This window comes from Novosphingobium sp. JCM 18896 (assembly GCF_025938095.1).
In the GTDB taxonomy this organism is placed as follows: Bacteria; Pseudomonadota; Alphaproteobacteria; order Sphingomonadales; family Sphingomonadaceae; genus Novosphingobium.
Map to the genome: position 1 here is coordinate 443,298 of NZ_JAPCZF010000005.1, position 22,544 is coordinate 465,841.

A 22,544-nucleotide genomic window follows, 5' to 3' on the forward strand; every position below is an offset into this window, starting at 1 on the left:
CGGCCAGCCCCGCTTGGCAGAAATAGACGCGATTAGTTCGTTTTTCTCATTGATCGGAGTTCGCCATGGCCACCGCCGCCAAGACCCGCCTTTCCGTCGAGGACATCAAGCCCGGGATCGGCAGCCGCATCCTCAACAGCAAGGAAGAGCTGCTGCGCGGCGAGAATGCCGAAGAGCTGCGCGACCTGCTCGAGCAGCGCGGCGTGCTGGTCTTCCCGCAGGTCAACTTCACCGACGAGGAACAGGTTGCCTTCACCAAGACGCTCGGCACCTTCGCGCCGGAAATGACCGACAAGGGCGGTGAGGACAAGGTCCACCCGATCACGCTCGACGAGAAGGTCAACCCGAGCTCGGCGATCTACCTCAAGGGTTCGCTGTTCTGGCACATCGACGGTACGATGAACCAGATGCCGATCCGCGCCTCGCTGCTGCGCTGCGTCGTGCCGTCGCCCAAGGGCACGGGCAACACCGGCGTCGCCAACACCTATGCCGCCTATGAGGCGCTACCCGAGGACAAGAAGGCCGAATTCGACAGCTATCGCGTCCGCCACGGCGCCTGGCCGACCCTGATGTACTGGAACCCCGAGCCCAACCAGGAACTGCTCGAGCGCATGCAGGGCATCGGCGACGTCGAGATCCCGCTGGTCTGGAACCACGAGTCCGGCCGCAAGTCGCTGGTGATCGGCAACACCGCGCACACCATCGTCGGCAAGGACCACTTCGAGAGCGTCCGCATCCTCAACTGGCTGCGCGAGTGGGCGACCCAGGAGCAGTTCGTCTACAGCCACGAGTGGTCGGTCGGCGACATGATCATCTGGGACAACACCGGCACGATGCACCGTGCCGAGGCCTATGATCCCGCCACGGGCCGCATGATGGTCCGCACCAAGCTGGAGGGCGAAGAGCCGCTGCAGTAAGCGCGCCTTCGTTTCGAACTTTCGCGGCGGCCGCCCTCGCAAGAGGGCGGCCGTTTCGCGGTGGGCTATCCCGTCCAGGACGTTCCGTCATCAAAACGCTTTGCCCCACTATCTCGTCGCCCCTGCGAAGGCAGGGGCCCATCTGACCGAGCCTTCTTGCAGCCTTCGTAGCAGGACGAGAGCTTGGTTGGGCCCCTGCCTTCGCAGGGGCGACAGCTAAGGAGCATCTGCTCGCGATCGGGCCTGCCCCTTTCGCGTTGACGCTCGCGCGCGTCGCGCTGTACAAGTGTTCAACAAGAACGCCGGCAAGGCATTTGGGAGAACACGAAGATGGCCACGGCCGTATCCTCACGCTGGGAAGTCACCGACGTCGCGCCGAAGATCGGCTCGGCGATCCACACCGACAAGGCGACCCTGCTGTCGGGCGAGCGCGCGAGCGAGATCCGCGAGATCATGGAGCGCCGCGGGGTCATCGTCTTCCCCGAGATCAACCTGACCGACGACGAGCAGATCGCCTTCACCCACACGCTCGGCACTTTCGCGCACGAGGACGGCGAGGCCGCGGGCGGCAAGGATGCGGTCTATCCGATCACCATGGATTCGAGCATCAACCCGATCGCCGAATACCTGAAGGGCGCCTTCTTCTGGCACCTCGACGGCACGATGTCGGACAAGCCGATCCTCGCCTCGATCATGAGCGCGCGTGCGCTCGCGCCGGTCGGCGGCGAGACCGACTTCTGCAACACCTATGCCGCCTGGGACGAACTGCCCGAGGAAGACAAGGCCGCGATCGAGGGGCTGCAGGTCGACCACGCGATGTGGCGTTCGCAGCTCTACGTGAATCCCGAGCCGAGCTATGCGCTGCTCCAGCAGTGGCAGTCGCGCGGCAAGAACACGCTGCCCTTGGTGTGGAAGCATCGCTCGGGCCGCAAGTCGCTGGTCCTCGGCGCGACCGCGCTGTCGGTTCTCGGCAAGGACCCGACCGAAAGCGAGTCGTTGCTCGTCCGCCTGCGCGACTGGGCGACGCAGGAGCAGTTCTCCTATCGCCACACCTGGAAGCTCGGCGACATGGTGATCTGGGACAACACCGGCACCATGCACCGAGCGCTGCCCTACGACCACAAGAGCGGCCGGCTGATGATGCGGACCAAGCTCGAGGGCGAAGAAGCCTTCGCTTGAGGGTGCTTCGCTAGACAGCCCTTTGATCGTCATCCCCGCCTGCGCGGGGATGACGGTGGTGGCAGGTGCTGGAGCGGCGTATCCGGAGATTGACCGCTCCCGGCGCACGTCGCTAACAACCTGACGAATCGAAATCAGGGAGAGACATGATGACCCAGCCACCCGTCGCGATCGTCACCGGCTCGAGCCGCGGAGCGGGCAGGGGCATCGCCACGGCGCTCGGCTCGCACGGGGCGATCGTCTACGTCACCGGCCGTTCGCAGAAGGAAGGCCAGGCCTCGATGCCGGGGACGATCCACGCCACCGCGGCCGAGGTGACCGCGGCCGGCGGCCAGGGCATCGCGGTCGCCTGCGACAGCAGCAAGGACGAGGAAGTCGCGGCGCTGGTCGAACGCGTGATCGCCGAGCAGGGCCGGGTCGACATCCTGATCAACAACGCCTGCGCCATCTACGACGAGCTGTCGATGCCCGGAAACTTCTGGGAAAAGCCGCTCAAGATCGGCGACATGATCAACGTCGGCGTGCGTTCGGGCTTCGTCGCGAGCTGGCACGTCGCGCCGCACATGGTGAAGCAAGATCGCGGTCTGATCCTGTTCACCTCGTCGCCCGGCGCGATGCACTACTGCTTCGGCCCGGCCTACGGCGCGCACAAGGCCGGCATGGACAAGATGGCCTTCGACATGGGCGTCGACTTCGCCGATGCCGGTTCCAAGGTCGCCGCCGTGTCGATCTGGATGGGCGCGCTGACCTCGGAACGCCTGCTCGAGATGATGGCGGCCGAGCCCGAGAAGTTCAAACACCTCGAAGGCCAGCTCGAATCCACCGGGCTCACCGGCCACGTCGCCTGGGCGCTCTACAACGATCCCAAGCTGCTCGACTACAACGGCAAGACCCTGGTCGGCGCCGACATGGCCAAGCACTACGGCATCACCGACCTCGGCGGCCAGTTCGCGCCCTCGTTCCGCGAGGCGACCGGCATCGCGCCGGTGGAGTACGGCGCCTACAAGGTTAAGTGAGCGGCGGCCGCGCAACCTTCATCCCAAGCTCCAACCCTCTCCCGCTCGGCGGGAGAGGCGCGAGACTTGGCCGCGTAGCGGCTTAGTCGCAGCGGTGAGGGTGGTTTAGCGCATTATCGATGGCTCGCAGAACGCCGTCGTTGTTCTCCAGCACTTCGTTGTTCCAGAACCGCACCACGCGATAGCCTGCTCGCTCGAGAAAGGCCGTCCGCCGCGCGTCGATTTCGTTCCCGTGCTGGCCGCCATCGACCTCTATAATCAGCCTTGCGGAGTGACAGAGGAAGTCCGCTACGAATGGCCCTACGGACACTTGCCGGCGGAACTTCCAGCCCGCGAACCGGCGATCCCTGAGGCAATATCAAAGCCGTCGTTCGGCATCGGTCATGTCACGCCTGAGCTGGCGTGCGTGAGAATTGGTGCGACGTGTGATCGCCACCCTCATCCAACTCCGGCTAGGCGCTGAAGCGCCAAGCCTGCGTATCCTTCTCCCGCCAGCGGGAGAAGGGCGATTGCATCCGTTTCCGCCCCCTCCCTTCGCGCTCCGCTCAGGCCGCCACCGGTGCCACTTCGATCGGGATCCCCGTGTAGAGCACCATCCCCGTCAGCCGGTCGACCTGCTCGACGCTGGTCAGCAGGTTGACGTTCGCCGCCTCGTGCCCGTGCGGGATCGAGGCGACGCCGCGGCGGATCGTGTCGCTGACGTTCGCGGTCAGCACGATCTCGCCGCGCGTGGTGCTGACGCGCACCGGATCGCCGTGGACGATCCCGTTAGCCTCGGCGTCGGCGGGGTGGAGGATGATGTCGGCGGGGCTGCCGAGGAAGCTCAGCGCGGCGTTGAGTTTGCGGCGCTGGCGACGCGAGATGAAGCACAGCGGGCGCGGCTGGCCGAGCAGGGCCTCGTCCTCGGCGCGGAGTTCCTGCCAGAAGCCGACGAGCGCGGGCGGCGCGAGCTTCCAGCCGCCCATGCGCTCGATATGGGCGTCGACCCATTTGCCGGGGAATTCCATCGGCAGGACCACGGCGCCGTTCGCCGCGACCTCGTCGTAGCTGGCGCGGGCATAGGGCATCAGCGCGGCGAGCATGGCCTCGTCGGCGCCCTGCTGGAGGTCGCTCTCGGGCACGTAGTCGGGCAGGGGCAGGTCCACCCGGCGCATGATCTCGGCGATCACCCACCAGGCCGAGCGGCGCTCGCCCTGCGGTTCGACGAGCGCGGGCGTGTGCATCATCGACAGACTGCCCGACAACGTATCCCAGAAGGCGATGTCGGGGCGTTCGACCTGGTCCTTGGTCGGCAGGACGTGGGTCGAGAGCGCGGTGGTCTCGTTGGCGACGATCTCGAAAGTGACGTGGAGGTCGAGGCTTTCGAGCTGCGGCGTCAGCACGTTGGCATCGGGGAACGAGCGCAGCAGCGCGCCGCCGAAGTTCATCATCGCGCGGATGTTGCCCGCCGCGATCTCGCCGGGAAGGGCGGCGCAGGGCCAGTCGCCGAAGATGCCCGAGACCTCGGGCATGGTCGGCGCGCCGGGGGTGAAGGGATCGTCGAGTACGGGCAGTTCGAAGCTGTCGAACTGGGTGATGAAGCCCGGATGGAACCAGGTGCCGCCCTCGCGGTTCATCCGCCCGGTCAGAATGTTGATCACCCAGCCGAGCCAGACGGTGACGTTGGCGCTTTTCGACATGGTCACGCCGGTGCCCGTCTCGATCGTGACGTGGCCCTTGCGACGGACCGCGGCGAGCAGGTCGGTCAGGTCCGCCTCGGGCACGCCGGCGATCTCGGCCGCCGTGGCGAGGTCGAAGCCGGCGAGGGCCGCGCGCAGGTCGTCGAGGCCCTGGATCGGCTGGGCCGGCGTCATCGGTCCGCCGTCTATGATCTCGCGCGCCAGCCAGGCGAGCACGGCATAGTCCTTGCCCGGATAGGGCTGGATGTGGCGGGTCGAGAACTTGGCGGTCTCGGTCAGCAGCGGGTCGATCGTCCAGACTTCGCCGCGCCTGGCCATCGCGCGGATAGGGCCGGCGGGGTTGAACATGCCGGTGTTGTGGCCGTGGCTGACCATCGGGTTGGTGCCGACATAGACCAGCATGTCGCAGTTCTTGTCGTCGGTCTTGGGATTGAGTCCGGGGAAGCCGCCGACCTGCATCGCCACGAGCAGCTTGGCCGTGCCGTCGATCGTCAGCGGCGAGAACTTGGGCGGGGCGACGCCGCCCTTTTCGGCGAGCGCCTTGTAGAAGGTGTCGACCAGCCGATAGCCCGAGGCGTCCATGCCGAGCCCGCTGCCGAAATAGACGCCGATCGCCTGGGGGCCGTGCGCGTCGATCACGCCGCGCAGCTTGGCGGCGATGTCGTCGAGCGCCTCGTCCCAGCTCACTTCGACGAGCGCGCCCTGCTTGCGCATCATCGGCCGGGTGATCGCATCGGGGTGGTGGTGGATACCGCCGATCGCACGGCCCTTGGGGCAGGAGTAGCCCTTGCTCAGCGGATGCTCGCGGTCGGCGCGGATCTTGACGATCTGCTCGATGCCGGCCTCGTCGCGCGCGACGTCGACGACCATGCCGCACTGGTTGGTGCAGATCCGGCAATAGGTCTTCTTGCTGACCGCATTTTCCACGGTTCGAACTCCCAAATCCCAATAAGTGGTCAATCGGCCACTTGTGAAACCTTGTCAACGGGAAGCACTCTGATAGGCCGGGGCGATGGAGTCCGTTCTCGCCGACAAACCGGAGCCCAAGCGCCGCAATCTCGAGCAGACGCGCGCGCGCATCCTCGCGGCCGCGGCCGACGTGTTCACACGCTCGGGCTATGCCAATTCCGGCCTGCGCGAGATCGCGGTCCAGGCCGAGGTCGCGCCCTCGCTGGTCAGCCGCTACTTCGGCTCAAAGGCGGCGCTGTTCGAGGAGGCGCTGGTCCACGTCCTGCGCGCCAACTCGGTGTTCACCTGGCAGAAGGTGGGCTTCGGCGAGGCGATGGCGCGGCTGATCCCCGAGCGCAGCAATACCAACATCACCGTCATGCTGGTGACCGCGCTCGCCGATCCCGAGGCGAAGGAGATTGCCCGCCGCGTCTCGCGTGAGCACATGATCCAGCCGCTGGTCGACTGGCTGGGGCCGCCGCACGCGCTCGAACGCGCGATGGACCTGTTCGCGCTGATGACGGGCTTCGTCATCCAGATGGACGGTCTCTATCCCGAGACGATCCCCGACCATTCGCTGCGCTGGCTCGCGCGTTCGCTCCAGGCGATCGTCGACGGCGAGGATTGACGGTGGAGGACTTCGCGACCGGTCGGGCCACGGGCCTGGCGATGCCGACACATCCCGAAGCGCTGCAAGAAGCTGGCGCCGCGTTCCTGACGCGCGCCTTTCACGCCTTCGGCTCGCTGCCGGCAGACAACGCCGTCGCGCGGATCGTCGCTGCGGAACCGTGCCATGCCGGCAATTCGGGGCAGAAGCTGCTGCTCAGCGTCGAATATGCCAGGCCCGATCCGGCGCTGCACACGGGGCTTTTCGTCAAGCTGTCGCGCGACTTCGCCGATGCCTTCCGCGACCGCCGTCGCCACGAGCTCGAGGCCGAAGTGCGGCTCGCCGAGCTGGCGCGACTGCCGGCGTTTCCGGTCGCCGTGGCCAAGCCCTATTTCGCCGACTTCGATCCCGCCAGCGGCTCGGGCCTGCTGATCACCCAGCAGATTGCTTTCGGCGAAGGCGGGCTCGAACCGCTGCGCGCGAAGTGCCGCGATCACGAGCTGCCCAACGCGCTCGAACACTACCAGGCGACCGTGACCGCGCTCGCGGCGCTCGCCGCCGCGCAGCATCGCGGGGCGCTGTCGCCCGAGCTCGAACGGCTGTTCCCCTGGGATGAAGCCGCCGCCGCGGCCGACCTTCCGATCCCGCAGGAGCCCGCGCAGATCCGCGCCAGGGTCGCGGCGATCGGTGCGCTGGTGCAGGGCAGCCCGCAGCTGTTCCCGCCCGCGGTCCGGGCGCCGGGCTTCATAGAGCGGCTCGAACGCGACGCGCTGGCTTTCCAGCGCCACGAAGCCGCGGTGCGCCGTTTCCTCCACGCCGATCCGCGCTTCGTCGCGTTGACGCACTGGAACACCAACATCGACAACGCCTGGTTCTGGCGCGATGCCGCCGGTGTCCTGCGCTGCGGCCTGCTCGACTGGGGCATGGCCCGCCAGATGAACCTCGCTTACGGCCTCTGGGGCGGCCTCTCGGCAGCCGAGGGCGCGATGCTCGAAGCCGATCTCGACGACCTGCTCGACCTCTTCGCGCGCGAACTGGCGGCGCGGGGTGGTCCCGAACTGCCGCGCGACCGGCTCGACCTGCACTTCGACCTGTCGGTCGCCATGCTCGGCCTCGCGCTGATGCTCGAATTCCCGGCCCTGCTCACCGCGCGCCTGCCCGAGGCGGCCTCGGCCAGCGGCCCGCGCGACCCGCTGATCGACCGCGACCCCGTGGTCCGCGGCTTCCTCCACGTTTCGACCAATTTTCTCGACCTCTGGGCCCGCCGCGATTTCGGCGCGAGCCTGGACGCGATGCGGTCACTGGTCTGAATCGGGTCTGTTTACACCCGCGCAACTTCACTTGGCGTTCAGCACACCGCTGGTTATAGACCCCGCCATGCTCGATCGATCGCCGCTGAAGCTCACCGTCCTTGCCGTCGCCACCGGCGCCATGCTGCTCACCGCCGGTTGTGGCGGGCGAGGGGGCAAGAACCGCGATACCGCCTATGTCGCGCGCGACGTCGACACGCTCTACGCCGCCGCCAAGACCCGCCTCGATCGGGGCGATACGCGCCAGGCCGCGGCGCTGTTCGACGAGGTCGAGCGTCAGCATCCCTATTCGCCCTGGGCGCGCCGCGCGCAGCTGATGAGTGCGTTTTCCTATTACGTCGCGCGCGACTACACCAAGTCGATCCAGTCGGCGCAGCGCTTCCTGTCGATCCACCCGGGCAACAAGGACGCGCCTTACGCCTATTACCTGATCGCGCTCTGCTACTACGAGCAGATCAGCGACGTGACGCGCGATCAGAAGATCACGCTCCAGGCCAAGACCGCACTTACCGAGGTCACGCGCCGCTATCCGAACACGCGCTATGCCAGCGACGCGCGGCTCAAGATCGACCTCGTCAACGATCACCTCGCGGGCAAGGAAATGACGATCGGCCGGCTCTACGAGCGCACCGGCCGCTGGGTCGCCGCGACCCTGCGCTTCCGCAACGTCGTCGACAATTATCAGACCACCAGCCACACGCCCGAGGCGCTGTTCCGCCTGGTCGAGTCCTACCTTTCGCTGGGCGTGCCCGAAGAGGCGCAGAAAGCCGCTGCCGTGCTCGGCAACAACTATCCCGACAGCGAGTGGTACAAGAAGGCCTACGAGCTGATGGGCAAGCACGCGCCCGGCACGACGACGAGCTGACGGGCAGGAGCTGAGGCCTGAGCGACACGGGGAAGAACAAATCCCCGTCCGTTTCTACTCCCCAAGTTGACATTTCGCGTGAGCGCGCGCTGAGTGAGGGCACATGCTCTCGCAGAAGACACGCTACACGATCCGCGCCCTTCAGCACCTGTCGGACACCTGGCAGCAGGGGCCCGTGCGCCTGGATGCCATCGCCGAAGCGCAGAACATCCCGCGCAAGTTCCTCACCGTCATCCTCTCCGAAATGGTGCGCGAGGGCCTGGTCATTTCGCACCGCGGCCGCGAGGGCGGCTACGAACTCGCGCTGTCGCCGCTCGACATCCGCTATGGCGACATCATCCGCCTGACGCGCGGCAGCCTGGCGCTGGTGCCTTGCGCCGCGCGCAACGCCCACGAGCATTGCACGAACTGCCTGCCCGAGGCCGAATGCCGGCTGCGCGGGCTGATGCTGACCCTGCGCGACGAGATGGCCGACATGCTCGACAAGGTTTCGCTCGCCGATCCGATCACCTTGGTGCCGCCGTTCGAAGGCACCGAAGTCGAGTGACGATCTGATTTCGCTGCGCTAGAACGTCCCGCGAACATGCTGACCCGCCTTTCCATCCGCAACATCGTACTGATCGAAGCGCTCGACCTCGATTTCGCGCGCGGTCTCGGCGTGCTTACCGGCGAGACCGGCGCGGGCAAGTCGATCCTGCTCGACGCGCTGGGGCTCGTGCTCGGCAACCGCGCCGACAGCGGCCTGGTCCGCGCCGGCGAGGACAAGGCCAGCGTCACCGCGAGCTTCGAATTCGGCAAGCTGCCGGGGGGCATCGCAGCGATCCTCGATGACGCCGAGGTGGAAATCGAGCCCGGCGAGCCGCTGATCGTCAAGCGCCAGCTCAAGGCGGATGGCGGGTCGAAGGCTTTCATCAACGACCAGCCCGTGGGTGTCGCGCTGTTGCGCGAGCTCGCCGGCTTCCTCGTCGAGCTCCACGGCCAGCACGACGACCGCGGCCTGGTCAATCCGCGCGGCCACCGCGCCCTCGTCGATCGCTATGCGCGCGCCGATGCCGCCGGGCTCGAGGCCGCCTGGCGCAGCTGGCGCGCGGCGGAGGACGCCCTGGCCGCGGCGCGCGCGCGGGTCGAGCAGGCGGCGACCGACCAGGACCTGCTGCTCGCACATCTCGCCGAGCTGACCGCGCTCGCGCCCGAGGCGGGCGAGGAGGAGCAGCTCGCCGAAGCCCGCGCGGCGATGCAGAAGGGCGAGAAGCTGTCCGACGACCTGTCGGCGCTGCAGCATCTGTGGTCGGGATCGGATTCGGCGCTGGCCGCGCTGCGCGGTGCGGCGCGCCGGCTCGACCGCATCGCCGAGGAGCATCCCCTGCTGGCCGAAGCGCTCGAATCGCTCGACCGCGCGGTGATCGAGGCGAGCGAGGCCGAGGATCGCATCGGCCGCGCGATCGAGGCGCTGTCGTTCGATCCGGCCGCGCTCGACCGCATCGAGACGCGGCTGTTCGACCTGCGCGCCGCCGCGCGCAAGCATGCCTGCCAGGTCGACGACCTGCCCGAGCGCATGGCCGCGATGCGCGCTGCCCTGGATGCCATCGAGGGCGGCGAGGCCGAGATCGCCGGGCTCGAACAGGCGGCACAGGTCGCGGCGCTCGACTATGGCGCCAAGGCCGAGGCGCTGTCGGTCGTGCGCATCGAGGCGGCGCAGCGGCTCGACAAGGCGGTCGCGGCCGAGCTCGCGCCGCTCAAGCTCGATGCCGCGCGCTTCCGCACCGCCGTGCTGCGCCTGCCCGAGGATCGCTGGGGCCCCGGCGGCATGGACGCAGTCGAATTCCTCATCGCCACCAATCCCGGCGCCGACTTCGCGGGGCTCGGCAAGATCGCCTCGGGCGGCGAGCTGTCACGCTTCATCCTCGCGCTCAAGGTCGCGCTGGCCGAAGAGGGCGGCGCGGCGACGGTGATCTTCGACGAGATCGACCGCGGCGTCGGCGGTGCGGTCGCTTCGGCGATCGGCGATCGCCTGGCGCGGCTGGCTTCGGACGGGCAGTTGCTCGCGGTCACCCACAGCCCCCAGGTCGCCGCGCGCGGCAATCGCCACTACGTCATCGCCAAGTCGAGCGAGGGCACGGTCACCCGTACCGGCGTGACCCTGCTCGACGCCGCGGGCCGTCAAGAGGAGATCGCGCGCATGCTCTCGGGCGCCGAGATCACCGCCGAGGCGCGCGCCCAGGCCGATCGGCTGCTGGAGGGCGTGTGACCACGCTGCCCGATCCCGCGCCCTATCGCAGCCAGGGTTACCTGCCGCTGCCGGGGCTGCTGCCGCGCGAGGTGGCGACGGGCATGCTGGCGCGGCTCAAGGTCGATCTCGGTCGGCAGAAGGTCGATTTCGCGCGGTTGGCCAAGGACGGGCCGCTGCTCGCGCGGCCGGCGGTCGAGATCTACGGCTACCACTATCCGATGTTCGCCGCCTTCCACTGGGGGCTGACCGGCACCGTCGCGGCGCTGACCGGCGAGGACCTGCTGCCGTCCTACTGCTATTTCCGCATCTACCGCGCGGGTGACATCTGTCGCGTCCACGGCGATCGCCCGGCCTGCGAGCACAGCGTCTCGCTGATGCTCGGCGCGGCCGACGACCGACCCTGGCCGCTCGAAGTGGCGCGGCGGCCGATCGAAACGCCCTATGAACGCGCCGACATGGCTTTCGCGCCCGAGGAAGATGCCGGCGCCATGGCGATGACCACGGGCGATGCGGTGCTCTATCAGGGCGTCCATCACCACCACGGGCGCACCACACCCAACCCCAACCGCTGGTCGGCGCACCTGTTCCTGCACTGGGTGCGGCGCGACGGACCTTTCGCCGGCGAAGCCTTCGACAAGCAGCCGCCGCCGGCGCACGTGGATTTCTGAGGAGCCGCAGATGAACGACCCGCTCCAGCTGGGCGAGGCCGAAGCCGCCAACGAACTGATGCGGCTGGCCCGCCAGATCGCGCGCGCCGACCGGCTCTACCACGCCGAGGATGCGCCCGAGATCAGCGACGCCGAATACGACGCGCTGGTGCGCCGCAATGCCGAGCTCGAGGCGGCCTTTCCGCAGCTGATCCGCGCCGACAGCCCGAGCCGCAAGGTCGGCCACGAGATCGCCGCCTCGCCGCTGAGCAAGGTCACGCACGAACAGCGCATGATGAGCCTCGACAACGCCTTCTCGGACGAGGAGGTCGAGGAATTCGTCGCGCGCGTGCGCCGCTTCCTGGCCCTGACCGAGGACGCGCCGGTGACGATGACCGCCGAGGACAAGATCGACGGCCTGTCGTGCTCGCTGCGCTACGAGGCGGGCAAGCTGGTCCGCGCGGCGACGCGCGGCGACGGCCAGGTCGGCGAGGACGTCACGCCGAACGTTGCGCACATTCCCGACATCCCGCAGCAGTTGCACGGCACCGTGCCCGCGGTCTTCGAGGTGCGCGGCGAGGTCTATATGGAAAAGGCCGCCTTCCTCGCGCTCAACGAGCAGCTGATGGCCGAGGGCCGCGCGCTGGCCGAGAGCAAGGGTGAGGAATTCGATCCCGCCAAGATTCGCCAGTTCGCCAATCCGCGCAACGCCGCGGCCGGTTCGCTGCGCCAGAAGGACGCGAGCGTGACGGCGAAACGCCCGCTGCGCTTCCTCGCGCACGGCTGGGGCGCGGCGAGCGAAGTGCCGGCGAGCACGCAGTTCGGCATGATGGGCCAGATCGCCGAATGGGGGCTGCGCGTTTCGCCCGCCTTCGTGCGCTGCCATTCGGTCGCGGAGATGCTCGCGCACTACCGTGCGATTCGCGAGGGCCGCGCCGCGCTGCCGTTCGACATCGACGGCGTCGTCTACAAGGTCGACAGCCTCGAATGGCAGGGCCGGCTGGGCTTCGTCGCCAAGGCGCCGCGCTGGGCCATGGCGCACAAGTTCCCCGCCGAGAAGGCCGAGACGACGATCGAGGCGATCGACATCCAGGTCGGCCGCACGGGCAAGCTGACCCCGGTCGGGCGGCTCAAGCCCGTGCTGGTCGGCGGCGTCACCGTCACCAACGTCACCCTGCACAACCGCGACGAGATCGGCCGGCTCGGCCTGCGCGTGGGCGATCGCATCGTCCTCCAGCGCGCGGGTGACGTGATTCCGCAGGTGGTCGAGAACCTGACGCGCGAGGAAGCGCGCGCGGCCTACCACTTCCCCGATCACTGCCCCGAGTGCCAGTCCGAGGCCGTCGCCGAGGAGGGCGAGGTCGACGTGCGCTGCACGGGCGGCCTGATCTGCCCGGCGCAGCGGACCGAACGCCTCAAACATTTCGTCAGCCGCGGGGCTCTCGATATCGAGGGGCTCGGCGACAAGACGATCGCCGAATTCTTCGGCGAGGGCTGGCTCGAAAGCCCCGCCGACATCTTCCGCCTGCGCAAGCGCCGTTCGGAGATCGTCGGGCGCGAGGGATGGAAGGACAAGTCGGTCGACAACCTGCTCGCGGCGATCGAGGCCAAGCGCACGCCAGACGCCGCGCGGCTGCTGTTCGGTCTGGGCATCCGCCATGTCGGTGCGGTGACCGCGCGCGACCTGCTCAAGCGCTTCGTCACCCTGCCGGCCTTGCGCGAGGTCGCGCAGCAGGCGCGCATCGAGGAGGCCGACGCCGAAGGCAATGTCGCCAACGAGGCCAAGGCCGAACTGCTCTCGATCGAGGGCGTCGGCCCGGTCGTGGTCGAGGCGCTCGGCGACTTCTTCCACGAGCCGCACAACGTCGCGGTATGGGAAGACCTGCTCTCCGAAGTCGCGCCGCCCGACTACGTGGTCGAGACCAAGGCCAGCGCGGTCGCGGGCAAGACCGTGGTCTTCACCGGCAAGCTCGAGACGATGAGCCGCGACGAGGCCAAGGCCCAGGCCGAAGCACTCGGCGCGCGCGCGGCGGGTTCGGTCAGCGCCAAGACCGATCTGGTCGTCGCAGGACCGGGTGCCGGCTCGAAGCTCAAGCAGGCCGAGAAGCTCGGTGTCGAAGTGATCGACGAGGCAGCCTGGGCGGAGATCTTCAAGGCGGCGGGGTAGGGCGTTCGGGGGTACCGTTCGCTCGCCCCCAATTCCGCTCATGCTGAGCTTGTCGAAGCACTGCCCTTTTTTCCGCCAGCGCTCGGCCTCAAAACAAGAGCAGCCCTTCGACAAGCTCAGGGTGAGCGGTGTTGGGTGGCCGAGTTCATCAACTCGGCGACACGGGCTCCTCGGGCGCGACCATGCGCAGTTCCATATCGGCCAGCGGGGTGCCGCTGACGCGGTCGACCACCAAGGGCTCGATCTCCGCACCGGTCGTGCCGTCGGTCATGACGTTGAGGCAGCCTTCGCCGAAGTGCCTGCGTCCCCAGGCGCCGAGCGCGGAGAGGATCGGCAGCAGATCGCGGCCGCGCTCGGTCAGGACGTATTCGTCGCGCGGCGGGCGCTGGCTGTAGCGCCGCTTCTCGAGCAGGCCGTCCTCAGTCAGGGCGGCGAGCCGCTTGGTCAGGATGTTGGGGGCGATGCCCAGGCTGGTGCGGAACTGGTCGAACCGCGTCGCGCCGAAGCCCGCATCGCGCAGGATCATCATCGACCAGGCGTCGCCGACGCGCAGCAACGCACGGGCGAGGGGGCAGGGGCCGGCGGAATATTTCTCGGTGTCCATTGCAGAACGATAGCGACATAACTATCAAAATGCAAGTCACTCGACATCGAGTCGAATTCAGGAGTTGCGACATGAGCAATACCCAGGGAACCGCCCTCGTTACCGGCGCCTCGAGCGGGATCGGCGCGGTCTATGCCGACCGGCTGGCCCGGCGCGGCCTGAACCTCGTCCTCGTCGCGCGCGACACCGCGCGGATGGAAGCGCTGGCCGAGCGGCTGCGCGGCGAGACCGGCGTGGCGATCGAGGTGATCGGCGCCGATCTCACCGCCGATGCCGACGTTACCCGGATCGAGGCGCGGCTGGCCGCGGGCGACGTCAGCCTGCTGATCAACAATGCCGGCATGTCGCTCGACGGCAGCGTGCTCGAGAACGGCCCGGACCAGCTCGCGCGGATCATCGCGCTGAATGTCACCGCGCCGACGCGACTGGCCGCCGCCGCGGCGAAGGCCTTCGTCGCGAAGGAAGACGGCGCGATCGTCAACATCGCTTCGGTCCTCGCGCTCGCGCCCGAAATGTTCGACGGCGTCTACAGCGGCACCAAGGCCTTCCTGCTCAACCTGAGCCAGGCGCTGTCGGCGCAGCTCGCCGACAAGGGCGTCTATACCCAGGCGGTGCTGCCGGGCGCGACGCGCACCGAGATCTGGGAGCGTTCGGGCAAGGACGTCGACGCCTTCCCACCCGATTTCGTCATGGATGTCGACGATCTCGTCGATGCGGCACTGCTCGGCTTCGATCGGCGCGAGACGGTCACGATTCCGCCGCTGCCCGACGAGGGCCAGTGGCAGGCGATGCAGGCGGCGCGGCTGGCGATGGCGCCGAACCTGTCGAAGGGCCAGGTCGCGCCGCGCTATCGCGCCGGCTGAGGCTCGCCATCATCGCGAAATTGTCATAGCGTCCGTCCCTTATCCTAAGGGGCGGGGCTATGTTGCGGAATTTCTTCAAGAACCTTGAGCAGGACCTGCAGGCACCGATCGAGGTGCGCGGTTTCGGTTCGGGCTGGTTCGCGGGCTTCTTCGCGCTGCTCTTCGCGATCTGCGGCTTCGGCATGGTCCTGGCGCTGCGCTATCCGGGGCTTTTCGCGATGCCCGAACTGCAGGCGCTCAAGGACTGGCCCGAGTTTCGCCTGGCGGTCCATGCGCTGCTGCTGGCCTCCTATGCACTCGCCCTGCTCAGCCTGCTGCTGCGCCCGCGCAAGGCGCTCGGCGCGACCGCGCTGGTCGTCGGCCTCGTCGCGGCGCTGATCGGCGGATCGAACGTCCAGCCCGCGGAAATGCGCGACTGGGGCATTTTCTTCGGGCTCGACTTCTTCATCGTCAACCTGCTCGTCACCGGCTTCATGTTCGCGCCGATCGAGCGCTTTTTCCCGCACCGCGCCGAGCAGCGGCTGTTCCGCATCGAGTGGCGCGAGGACCTGTTCTATTATCTTATCAGCTCGATGATGGTGCAGGCCTTCACCTTCCTCGCGCTGGCGCCGCAGGCCTATGTCAACGCCAATACCGGCGGCTGGGAAGGCTTCCGCCACTGGGTCGCGGCGCTGCCCTGGGTGGTCCAGTTCCTTGCGGTGATCGTGCTCTCGGACCTGTTCCAGTACTGGTACCACCGCCTGTTCCACACGGTGCCGTTCCTTTGGGGCTTCCACGCGGTCCACCATTCGGCACCGGCGATGGACTGGCTGGCGGGCGCGCGCATGCATTTCGTCGAGGTCGTGCTGCTGCGCGCGGTGACCTCGCTGCCGCTGTTCACCCTGGGCTTCAGCCCTTCGGTGATGCAGGCCTATATCGGCTTCGTCTATGTCTACTCGTCGCTGCTCCACGCCAACCTGGGCGGAGACTTCAACCGCCTCGGCCAGTGGGTCGCGACGCCGCGGTTCCACCATTGGCACCACGGGCTCGAGCAGGAGGCGGTCGACGTGAACTTCGCGATCCACCTGCCGCTGCTCGACAAGCTGTTCGGCACCTTCCACCTGCCCGAGGGGCGCTGGCCCAAGGACTACGGCGTGCCCGAGAAGGTCCCCGCGGGTTACTGGGCGCAGCTGAAGTATCCGTTCGTGCGCAAGCAGCCGAAGGATTGAGGGAAAAGATCCTCCCTGTTTTTGTCCGAAGGACACAAACGGGGAGGGGGACCGCGACGCGAAGCAGCGTGGTGGAGGGGTAGGTTGCGCGAGATACCCCTCCACCACCAGCCCAATTGGGCTGGCGGTCCCCCTCCCCATTTATGCTTCGCAGAAATAGGGAGGATCTAAGAGAAGGTCAGAACTTGTACGTGGCTTCCACGCCCCAGCGCCGCGGCGGCGCCTGGTAGAGGTTGGTGAACAAGGTGCCGACATAGGTCGCCGTCAGCGAGTACTTCTCGTTGGTCAGGTTCTTGACCCAGGCCGACAGCTTGAAGTCGCTGTTGCCCTCGGGCGACCAGGTCAGGCTGGCGTCGACCAGGTGATAGGCCGCGGCGAAGTAGTTGCCCGGATCGTTGGCCGGGGTCTTGCCGCTGTAGTTGAGCGAGGCGCGGCTGGTCAGCACGCCGCCCGAGCCCAGGTCGAGATCATGGGTGAAGGCCAGGGTATAGGTCCACTTCGGCGCACGGATCAGCTGCTTGCCGCTGAGGTTCGTGGTCGTGCCCGGCAGGATGTAGTCCTTGTACTTCGCGTCGAGGTAACCGACGTTGGCGGTCAGCGCGAGGTTCGGCGCGGGCAGGAAGGTGGTTTCGAGCTCGACGCCGTTGACCGTCGCCTTGGCGACGTTGGCGATGAAGTTGACCAGGCCCTGGTTCACCGTGCGCTGCAGGCCGTCGTAATTGTTGTGGAACGCGGCCAGGTTGACGCGCGCCTTGCCGTCGAGGAACTCGGTCTTGATGCCGCCTTCGAGCGCCTTGACGACTTCCTGATCGTAGGGCCCCGCGGACTCGTTCGCCGCGGCCGGGGTGGCCGGGTTGAAGCGAGCGCCGGTGGTGCGGATGTTGTAGCCGCCCGAGCGGAAGCCCTTGGTCCAGCTGGCATAGACCAGCACGTCGTCGGTGGCCTTCCAGCTCAGGCCGACCTTGGGCGCGAAGTTCTTCCAGACGGTCGAGCCTTCGTCGGTCAGGCTGCAGACGAGCTGGACCGTGCACTCGTTGGTGCGGCCCGTCGCCGCGCGCTTCTTTTCCCAGGTGTAGCGGCCGCCGGCGGTCACGAAGAAGCCGGGCACCACCTCGTAGTCGCCCTGGGCGAAGACCGACCAGGTGTGGTGGTTGAGCACGCCGCGCGAACGCTGGTTCGAATTGCCGAAGAAGAACACATGGTAGAACTGCTCCATGCGCTGTTCGAAGTAGTAGGCACCGATCGTGTAGTCGAGCTTGCCGTCGAGCGCCTTGCCCGCATAGCGCAGTTCCGAACTGAACTGGTGCTGGCTCATCTTGTTGATCGCGCGCGCGGTCTCGCTCTGCGAGCCGTCGGTGTCGCCGGTCGAGAAGTAGTCGACCTTGCGATAGCCGGTGATCGAGGTCAGCGTGCCGCCGCCCAGCTCGACATTGGCGTCGAGCACGGCCTGCTTCCATTCGATGTCGGTGTCGCCGTCGAAGTTGATCGAGAGGTTCTCCGCGCCCTTCGGCTCGCGGATGCCCTGGGTGTAGAGCAGCTGCGCCGGGTCCTCGATGAAGCGGCTGGCGACGCCGTCGCCGTCGGTCTTGCCGTATTCGCCGATCACGGTGATGTCGACTGCGGAGCTCGGGCGGAAACGGATCATCGGGCGGACCGCGAAGGTCTCGTCGGCGCCGTGGCGCTTGCCCGTGGTCAGGTTGTGCCAGTCGCCGTCATAGTCGCTGTACTGCGCGAAGATCTTCGCGGCGACGGTGTCCGACAGCGGACCCTCGACACCGGCGGCCAGGACCTTGCGGTTGCCGCTGCCCGAGCCGATGCGGAAAATGCCGCCGAATTCGCCCTCGGGCCGGCGCGAACGCATCACGACCGCGCCGCCGGTGACGTTGCGGCCGAACAGCGTACCCTGCGGGCCGCGCAGCACTTCGACCGATTCCAGGTCGAGCGTTTCCTGCAGGCCGCCGAGGTTGGCGCCGATGTAGATGCCGTCGACGAAGGTGCCGACCGTCGGCTCGACCGAGGCGATCGTCGAGTTGAAGCCCATGCCGCGGATCGTGTAGTTCGACACGCCCGGGAAGGCGCCGCCGTCGTCGAGGCGGACGTTGGGCATGGTCATGCCGACGTCGGTCAGGTCCTGCGCGAACATCGCCTCGATCTGCGCGCCGCTGACCGCGGTCAGCGCGATCGGCACGTCCTGCGCGCGCTCGGCCGCGCCTTTCTTACGCGCGCGGACGACGATGTCGTCGATCAGCGCCGCGGCCGAACCCTGCCGGGCCTCGGTCTCCTGCGCGGCGGGCGCCGAAGCGGCGTCTTGAGCCTGTGCTGGAACGGCGAAAAGCAGTGCGGATGCACCTGCCAGAAACGCGAATTTCGAGTGCTGCATGGTCCCCTCCCATTTTGTTCACTTTCCGTCGCATGCGGCGCGCTGGGGGCCGCTGCAACCAAAACGGAGGGATTTGACCGATACAGGCAAGGCCGATTGCCCTGCGGAATTGTTCTACGACTTTGGAGAACAGTGTGCTCGCAAAAAGGCGCGTTACCAGCGCCGCGACCAGTCGGGGAGTTGCCCCGGCCGCGTCGTGCGGACGCGGGCGCCCTGGCGCTTGCGCAGCCACAGGATCGACCAGTCGCCGTTCACCAAGCGCGCCGCGAGGCGCAGGCCGGCGCGGCGGCAGGCTGCGCGCACCTGGGCTTCCTGCGTCTCGAGCAGGCCGGCGAGGAGCAGATGTCCGCCGGGGACCAGCGCGTCGGCGAAATCGGGTGCGAGTTCGATCAACGGGCCGGCCAGGATGTTGGCGATCAGCAGGTCGTAGGGGCCGCGCACCTGCAGTACGGGATGGGCCATGCCGTCGGCCACGACCATCGTCACCGCACCTGGCGCTGCGCCCAGCGGGATCCCGTTGAGCGCGGCGTTGTCGTCGACCACCCCGATGCAGACGTCGTCGATGTCGCTCGCGGTCGCCAGCGCGCGCGGCCAGAGGTCGAGCGCGGCGAAGGCCAGCAGGCCCGTGCCCGTGCCGATGTCGGCGAGGTTGCGCACGATCACGCCCTCGCGCTTCATGTGCGTCAGCATCGCCAGGCATCCCGCGGTCGTCGCGTGCTGGCCGGTGCCGAAGGCACGGCTCGCGGGAATGGTGAAGTCGCGCACGCCGCGCCGGGCCAGCGGCGCGTGTTCGGGCGTGTGGACGTGGAATTTGCCCGCGCGGATCGGTTCGAGGCCCTGCTGGCTCTCGGTCACCCAGTCGGTCTCGGGCAGTTCCTCGACCTCGAGCGGCGGCGCTTTGTCGGCGAACAGCGCGACGACCGCGGCCTTTTCGGCCTTGCCCGGCTTGTGCGGCAGCCAGACCTCGAGCCGCCAGTCGTCGGGATTGTCCTCGGCGATCTCGCTGCCCGACAGCACCATGTCCGGATCCCAGTCGAAGGCGTCCTCGTGCGCGATCAGCGCGGCTTCGATCACGGCGCGCGGCGCGAAGGCGGTCAGTTTCCAGGCTGTGCTCATGCCGCTCCCCATAGGCATCGTGCAGCCGATCGCCAAGGCGAAGGCGGCACCGACTTGCACGACCCGGCGATTTGGCTAAGGGGGAGCGCAAGAGCAGCACTCAATGTTGCTTCGCACAACGGGGATTCGAGAAAATGGCTCAAGCCAGCCCTTCGGGCAGGAACCGTCCGCTTTCGCCGCATCTGCAGATCTGGCGCTGGGGACCCGCGATGGCCGTGTCCATCCTTCACCGCGTTACGGGCAACGGCCTGGCGGTCGCAGGTCTCGGCGTTCTGCTGTGGTGGCTCGGCGCGCTCGCCAGCGGCCCGGCCGCTTACGCGACCTTCACCGGTCACGCCTCGGCCTGGTACGGCATGGTCGTACTGGTTGGCATTTCCTGGGCCTTCTTCAACCACATGGCTTCGGGCATCCGCCACTTCTTCCTCGACGTGGGCGCGAACTTCGAGCTGAACAGCAACGCGCTGTGGTCGGTCCTCACGCCGATCATCGGCATCCTCCTCACTGCCGCCTTCTGGGCGGCGCTGCTGCTGCGCTGAGGGAGCCAGGCAATGGGTAACGGAACCTCGATCGGCCGCGTCCGCGGCCTCGGCTCGGCGAAGACGGGCTCGCATCACTGGCTGCTCCAGCGCTTCACCGCGATCGGCAACCTGCTGCTCGTGCTGTGGTTCGTCGCATCGCTGCTGATGATGCAGAACTTCAGCTACGAGAGCGTGCGCGAATGGATCGCGCGGCCGGTCCCCGCGACCGCGATGGCGCTGCTGATCGTCAGCAGCTTCTGGCACGCGCGCCTCGGCATGCAGGTGATGTTCGAGGACTACGTCCACGAACATGGCAACAAGTTCGCCGTTCTCGCACTGCTGAACCTCGCTGCCTTCGGCGGCGCGGCGTTCGGCTTGTTCTGCGTCATCCGTCTCGCGCTCGGAGGCGCATAAGCATGTCGACTCAGTCCGCCTACAAGATCATCGACCACACCTATGACACCGTCGTCGTCGGCGCCGGTGGCTCGGGCCTGCGCGCCACGATGGGCAGCGCCGAGGCCGGTCTCAAGACCGCCTGCATCACCAAGGTGTTCCCGACCCGCTCGCACACCGTCGCGGCGCAGGGCGGCATCGCCGCCTCGCTGAAGAACAACAGCCCGGACCACTGGACCTGGCACATGTTCGACACGGTCAAGGGTTCCGACTGGCTCGGCGACCAGGACGCGATCGAATACATGGTGCGCGAAGCACCCGCCGCGGTCTACGAGCTCGAGCACGCGGGCGTGCCGTTCAGCCGCAATGCCGATGGCACGATCTACCAGCGTCCGTTCGGCGGCCACATGCAGAACATGGGCGAGGGCCCGCCGGTCCAGCGCACCTGCGCCGCGGCCGACCGTACCGGCCACGCGATGCTGCACGCGCTCTACCAGCAGTCGCTGAAGTACGACGCGGACTTCTTCATCGAATACTTCGCGATCGACCTGATCATGGACAACGGCAAGTGCGTCGGCGTGATCGCGCTGTGCATGGACGATGGCACGATCCATCGCTTCCGCGCCAAGGCCGTGGTCCTGGCGACGGGCGGCTACGGTCGCTGCTACTTCACCGCCACTTCGGCGCACACCTGCACGGGTGACGGCGGCGGCATGGTGCTGCGCGCGGGTCTGCCGCTGCAGGACATGGAATTCGTCCAGTTCCACCCGACCGGCATCTACGGCGCGGGCGTGCTCATCACCGAGGGCGCGCGCGGCGAGGGCGGTTACCTGACCAACTCGACCGGCGAGCGCTTCATGGAGCGCTATGCCCCGTCGGCCAAGGACCTCGCCTCGCGCGACGTCGTCAGCCGTTCGATGGCGATGGAAATCCGCGAGGGCCGCGGCGTCGGCCCGAACGGCGAATACATCTACCTGCACCTCGATCACATCGATCCCGCGGTGCTGGCCGAGCGTCTGCCGGGCATCACGGAATCGGGCAAGATCTTCGCGGGCGTCGACCTGACGCGCCAGCCGCTGCCGGTGGTTCCGACCGTCCACTACAACATGGGCGGCATTCCGACGAACTACCACGGCGAGGTCATGACGATCGGCACCGACGGCAACCCCGAGACGGTCGTCCCCGGCCTGTTCGCGGTGGGCGAAGCGGCCTGCGTCTCGGTCCACGGCGCCAACCGCCTGGGCTCGAACTCGCTGATCGACCTCGTGGTCTTCGGCCGCGCGACCGGTCACCGTCTCAAGGAACTGGTCGATCCGGCTGCCGCCTGGCCCGAACTGCCCAAGGATTCGGCCGATCTGGCGCTCACGCGTCTCGACCACTTCCGCAACGCCAAGGGCGGCTCGCCGACGGCGCAGGTTCGCGCCGAGATGCAGCGCACGATGACCGCGCATGCGGCCGTGTTCCGCACCGACGAGCTGATGGTCGAGGGCAAGGCGAAGCTCGCCAAGACCTACGAGCGGATGCAGGACCTCCACGTCACCGACAAGGGCCTGATCTGGAACTCGGACCTGGTCGAGACGATGGAACTCGACAACCTGATCAGCCAGGCGAGCGTCACGCTCCACGGCGCGCAGAACCGCAAGGAAAGCCGCGGCGCCCACGCGCACGAGGACTTCCCCGATCGCGACGACGCCAACTGGATGAAGCACACCGTCGCCTGGTTCGACGGCTGGGGCGGCAAGGGCGGCGGCGTCAAGCTCGACTACCGCCCGGTCCACGAATACACGCTGACCGACGACGTCGAGTACATCAAGCCGAAGAAGCGCGTGTACTGATCGACGGCATCGGAGCCGGAAAAACGAAAGGCCGGGGCGCAAGCTCCGGCCTTTTGCTTTGG

At 67.7% G+C, this 22,544-nt stretch carries 19 protein-coding genes and 1 pseudogene; 15 read left to right on the forward strand and 5 right to left on the reverse strand.

The window, feature by feature from the left end; genetic code table 11:
- The first annotated feature begins 65 nt into the window (after positions 1-65).
- From OLX23_RS19295 to OLX23_RS19305, 3 genes are all read left to right on the forward strand, one after another.
- On the forward strand, positions 66-917 hold the full coding sequence (locus OLX23_RS19295; RefSeq protein WP_264446683.1) for a TauD/TfdA dioxygenase family protein: 852 nt from the start codon (positions 66-68) through the stop codon (positions 915-917).
- A gap of 330 nt (positions 918-1,247) precedes the next feature.
- A complete protein-coding gene (locus OLX23_RS19300) occupies positions 1,248-2,096 on the forward strand; it encodes a TauD/TfdA dioxygenase family protein (protein ID WP_264446684.1) in 849 nt (282 codons plus the stop codon).
- Between the two features lie 146 nt (positions 2,097-2,242).
- On the forward strand, positions 2,243-3,112 hold the full coding sequence (locus OLX23_RS19305) for an SDR family NAD(P)-dependent oxidoreductase (RefSeq protein WP_264446685.1): 870 nt from the start codon (positions 2,243-2,245) through the stop codon (positions 3,110-3,112).
- An 82-nt stretch (positions 3,113-3,194) separates the two neighbouring features.
- Here the strand turns inward: OLX23_RS19305 and OLX23_RS19310 are convergent.
- Together OLX23_RS19310 and OLX23_RS19315 are read right to left on the reverse strand one after the other, a co-directional pair.
- Positions 3,195-3,455 (reverse strand): annotated as a pseudogene (locus tag OLX23_RS19310) (endonuclease domain-containing protein); the annotation flags it as partial.
- 202 nt (positions 3,456-3,657) lie between these two features.
- Entirely contained in the window at positions 3,658-5,718 is a 2,061-nt protein-coding gene (locus OLX23_RS19315; RefSeq protein ID WP_264446686.1) for a molybdopterin-dependent oxidoreductase, read from the reverse strand.
- A gap of 85 nt (positions 5,719-5,803) precedes the next feature.
- On the opposite strand from OLX23_RS19315, the gene OLX23_RS19320 reads away from it, so the two are divergent.
- From OLX23_RS19320 to ligA, 7 genes are all read left to right on the forward strand, one after another.
- The gene (locus OLX23_RS19320) at positions 5,804-6,367 is read left to right on the forward strand and encodes a TetR/AcrR family transcriptional regulator (protein WP_264446687.1); all 564 of its coding nucleotides are present in this window, start codon (positions 5,804-5,806) and stop codon (positions 6,365-6,367) included.
- A gap of 2 nt (positions 6,368-6,369) precedes the next feature.
- Positions 6,370-7,656 carry a hypothetical protein gene (locus tag OLX23_RS19325; protein WP_264446688.1) on the forward strand — a complete coding sequence of 429 codons (1,287 nt, stop codon included), beginning with the start codon at positions 6,370-6,372 and terminating at the stop codon, positions 7,654-7,656.
- Positions 7,657-7,723: 67 nt separating this feature from the next.
- Positions 7,724-8,521 carry an outer membrane protein assembly factor BamD gene (locus OLX23_RS19330; protein WP_264446689.1) on the forward strand — a complete coding sequence of 266 codons (798 nt, stop codon included), beginning with the start codon at positions 7,724-7,726 and terminating at the stop codon, positions 8,519-8,521.
- 103 nt (positions 8,522-8,624) lie between these two features.
- Positions 8,625-9,068 carry an RrF2 family transcriptional regulator gene (locus OLX23_RS19335; RefSeq protein ID WP_264446690.1) on the forward strand — a complete coding sequence of 148 codons (444 nt, stop codon included), beginning with the start codon at positions 8,625-8,627 and terminating at the stop codon, positions 9,066-9,068.
- Positions 9,069-9,104: 36 nt separating this feature from the next.
- Positions 9,105-10,769, forward strand: a complete 1,665-nt coding sequence (gene recN / locus OLX23_RS19340) for a DNA repair protein RecN (RefSeq protein ID WP_264446691.1) — start codon at positions 9,105-9,107, stop codon at positions 10,767-10,769.
- Positions 10,766-11,419, forward strand: coding sequence for a hypothetical protein (locus tag OLX23_RS19345; protein ID WP_264446692.1), 654 nt, complete (start codon positions 10,766-10,768; stop codon positions 11,417-11,419). The genes recN and OLX23_RS19345 overlap by 4 nt, the downstream gene beginning before the upstream one ends.
- Before the next feature lie 10 nt (positions 11,420-11,429).
- Positions 11,430-13,565: an NAD-dependent DNA ligase LigA gene (gene ligA, locus OLX23_RS19350; protein WP_264446693.1), complete on the forward strand. Its 2,136-nt coding sequence runs from the start codon at positions 11,430-11,432 to the stop codon at positions 13,563-13,565.
- Positions 13,566-13,713: 148 nt separating this feature from the next.
- Here the strand turns inward: ligA and OLX23_RS19355 are convergent, their stop codons facing one another.
- Positions 13,714-14,169, reverse strand: a complete 456-nt coding sequence (locus OLX23_RS19355; protein ID WP_264446694.1) for a winged helix-turn-helix transcriptional regulator — start codon at positions 14,167-14,169, stop codon at positions 13,714-13,716.
- A gap of 71 nt (positions 14,170-14,240) precedes the next feature.
- Here OLX23_RS19355 and OLX23_RS19360 point away from each other — a divergent pair, with 71 nt between their 5' ends.
- Positions 14,241-15,032 (forward strand): SDR family NAD(P)-dependent oxidoreductase, encoded by a 792-nt coding sequence (locus tag OLX23_RS19360; protein ID WP_264446695.1) that lies wholly within the window; start codon positions 14,241-14,243, stop codon positions 15,030-15,032.
- Between the two features lie 59 nt (positions 15,033-15,091).
- Entirely contained in the window at positions 15,092-16,240 is a 1,149-nt protein-coding gene (locus OLX23_RS19365; RefSeq protein ID WP_264446696.1) for a sterol desaturase family protein, read from the forward strand.
- Positions 16,241-16,418: 178 nt separating this feature from the next.
- On the opposite strand, the gene OLX23_RS19370 is transcribed toward OLX23_RS19365, so the two are convergent.
- Positions 16,419-18,620, reverse strand: coding sequence for a TonB-dependent receptor (locus OLX23_RS19370; protein WP_264446697.1), 2,202 nt, complete (start codon positions 18,618-18,620; stop codon positions 16,419-16,421).
- 153 nt (positions 18,621-18,773) lie between these two features.
- Positions 18,774-19,736 (reverse strand): 50S ribosomal protein L11 methyltransferase, encoded by a 963-nt coding sequence (locus OLX23_RS19375; RefSeq protein WP_264446698.1) that lies wholly within the window; start codon positions 19,734-19,736, stop codon positions 18,774-18,776.
- Positions 19,737-19,870: 134 nt separating this feature from the next.
- Here OLX23_RS19375 and sdhC point away from each other — a divergent pair, with 134 nt between their 5' ends.
- Genes sdhC through sdhA form a run of 3 tightly spaced genes read left to right on the forward strand, consistent with a single transcriptional unit; the run spans position 19,871 to position 22,482 of the window.
- Positions 19,871-20,272 (forward strand): succinate dehydrogenase, cytochrome b556 subunit, encoded by a 402-nt coding sequence (gene sdhC / locus OLX23_RS19380; protein ID WP_264446699.1) that lies wholly within the window; start codon positions 19,871-19,873, stop codon positions 20,270-20,272.
- Between the two features lie 12 nt (positions 20,273-20,284).
- Positions 20,285-20,668: a succinate dehydrogenase, hydrophobic membrane anchor protein gene (sdhD, locus tag OLX23_RS19385; protein ID WP_264446700.1), complete on the forward strand. Its 384-nt coding sequence runs from the start codon at positions 20,285-20,287 to the stop codon at positions 20,666-20,668.
- Positions 20,669-20,670: 2 nt separating this feature from the next.
- Positions 20,671-22,482, forward strand: coding sequence for a succinate dehydrogenase flavoprotein subunit (sdhA, locus tag OLX23_RS19390; RefSeq protein WP_264446701.1), 1,812 nt, complete (start codon positions 20,671-20,673; stop codon positions 22,480-22,482).
- The last annotated feature ends 62 nt before the right edge of the window (positions 22,483-22,544 follow it).